General features: G+C 62.7%; 2 protein-coding genes. Both read right to left on the bottom strand.

The window, feature by feature from the left end; all coding sequences use genetic code 11:
- Positions 1–93: 93 nt before the first annotated feature.
- Entirely contained in the window at positions 94–939 is an 846-nt protein-coding gene (gene istB / locus GGQ89_RS19750) for an IS21-like element helper ATPase IstB (protein ID WP_006949666.1), read from the bottom strand.
- Positions 936–2,187: IS21 family transposase (gene istA / locus GGQ89_RS19745; protein WP_184107191.1), on the bottom strand; the 1,252-nt coding region annotated here is incomplete at its 5' end. The genes istB and istA, both read right to left, overlap by 4 nt.

Raw genomic sequence — 2,187 nt, 5'->3', positions numbered from 1 at the left:
TGTAGCGCGACATCGTCGGTGACTGGTCAGCGACATTGATGGTGATGTGTCAGCGGTGACGTTGGGGATAGTGTCACACGAGGTTGGCCTGGATCAAGAGGCGTTGTCGCGCAGCGATGTCGCTGGCATGGTTTCGATGTCGCTGGGCGATGTCGCTGGATCAGGAGCACTGTCGCGGAGCGATGTCGCTGAGGCCAGGGCGGATCGCCTGCGATAGCTCTCGACGTTCATTTCCAGGATAGTGGCGTGGTGAACGAGCCTGTCGATGGCAGCGACAGTCATTGCCTTATCCAAAAAAATGGAATCCCAACCGCTGAATGGTTGGTTGGCGGTGATCATGATGGAGCGCCTTTCGTATCTGGCAGAGATGAGTTCGAACAGGACGCTGGTCTCTGCCTGGTCCTTGCGGACGTAGGACAGGTCATCGAGGATGAGCAGGTCGAAGCGGTCGAGCCTGGCGATCTCCTGGGTCAAGGTCAGGGACTGACGTGCGGCCTGCAAACGCTGGACGAGATCGGTGGTTCGGGTGAAGAAGACCCGGTATCCGCGCGCGACGAGCTCGTTGCCGATGGCGGCTGCGGCGTGGCTCTTGCCGGCACCGGGCGGACCAAATGCCAGAAGATTGTGGCCCGCCTTGAGCCAGGCATCTCCTTGGGTCAGAGCCATGACCTGGGCCTTGCTCAAGGTGGGAACGAGGCTGAAGTCGAAGGCATCCAGGGTCTTGCCGGGAGGCAGCCGTGCTTCTGTAAGATGGCGCTGGATCCGGCGTTGTTCGCGTTCGGCGAGTTCCAGTTCGGCCAAGGCTGCCAGCAGGCGCGAAGCCGGCCACCCCTCCTTGTCCGCTCGTGAACAGAAGTCCGGCCAGAGACGGGCAATGGTGGGCAGACGCAGCGTGCCAAGCAACATGGGCAGCTGGGCGGTGTCGACAGTGATGCTCATGCGGCCATCTCCCTGGCGGTGAGCAGATCGTCGTATGTGTCAGGCTGGGGAATATCGACGACCACATCGGCCGGCTCTTTGCCGGGGCGTTGGAAGCGCTCCTGCAGATCCCTCAGATCGGGTAAACCCTGGCCATCGAGTATGCCGGTCAGGGTCGCGGCGAGCTCAGCCTCGCAGGCCTGGTCATGCGCAAGCCACAGCAGCCCCACCATGCTGCGGCATGCGGCGGCTTTGGGAAGCGCACCCTCCAGAGCATCCCAGCAGCGGCGATATTCGCTGCGAGGGAAGAGCTTGTCGCGATAGACAAGGTTTGCCAGCGCGTGGGGCTTGGTACGCAGGCTGTGGATCACGTGCCGATAATTGACTACGTGGTCATGACCGCCCCGTCCGCGATCGGGCGCCCTCCCGCGTGGCAGGGTCTCGATGGGCTGCCCGGCCAGATAAAGGTCGATCCGGTCATCGAAGATCCTGGCTCGCAGGCTATGGCCGATGAGCCGGGAAGGCACGGTGTAGAAGACCTTGCGCAGCACGAAGCCGCCCGATGAGGTGACGAGCACCGTAGCTTCATCATAATCGCAGCTGCGGCGTGAAGGTAACGGGCGCAGGTGCTCAGCTTCGATGCGCAAGGCATCGCGCCGCCGGGCATTGTGGCGGCCCACGATCTGGGCGAGGAACGTGCGCCAGTCCTCGATGGAGGCGAAGTCACGTGTCCCGCGCAACTGGAGTGCCTGATCGAGCCGATCCTTAAGGTGACCATGACGGCTTTCTATGGACCCATTCTCATGGGCGACCCCGCGATTGTTGCGGGTGGGCTCCATCTGGTAATCGGCGCACAGGGCGGCATAGCGGGTCCGCAGATCTTCCTGGGCATCTTGCTCCAGGTTGGCGAACGCCGCGGAGAGGCTATCGGTGCGATGCTCGTGCGGCACGCCGCCAAGCTGCCACAGCGCATTCTGAAGGCCGCAGGCCAGCGCCGTGAAGCTTTCTCCTCCCAGCACGACCTCGGCATGCTCCCACCCGGAATAGACCAGCGCGAAGTGATAGATCAGGTGCGGGCTCGGATTGCCGGAGATGGTGACCTTCAGATCGCGGGCGTCAAAGAAATCCGACATGCCCTGTCGGCCTGGCGGATGGTCCTGCCGGAAGATGACCTCACGCTCTGGTCCATACTCGGCCTTCCATAGCCGTATCCGGCGTTCCAGGGTCCTGCGGGCTGGTGTTAGATCGAGACCGGGGTGGCGTTGCTCC

This window comes from Sphingomonas yabuuchiae (assembly GCF_014199595.1).
Taxonomy (GTDB): Bacteria; Pseudomonadota; Alphaproteobacteria; order Sphingomonadales; family Sphingomonadaceae; genus Sphingomonas; species Sphingomonas yabuuchiae.
This window is presented reverse-complemented; position numbering and strand designations above follow the sequence as displayed.

What these genes read in the sequence shown, in the direction of transcription:
- istB (WP_006949666.1), bottom strand. Translation starts at nt 939, where the DNA reads ATGAGCATCACTGTCGACACCGCCCAGCTGCCCATGTTGCTTGGCACG.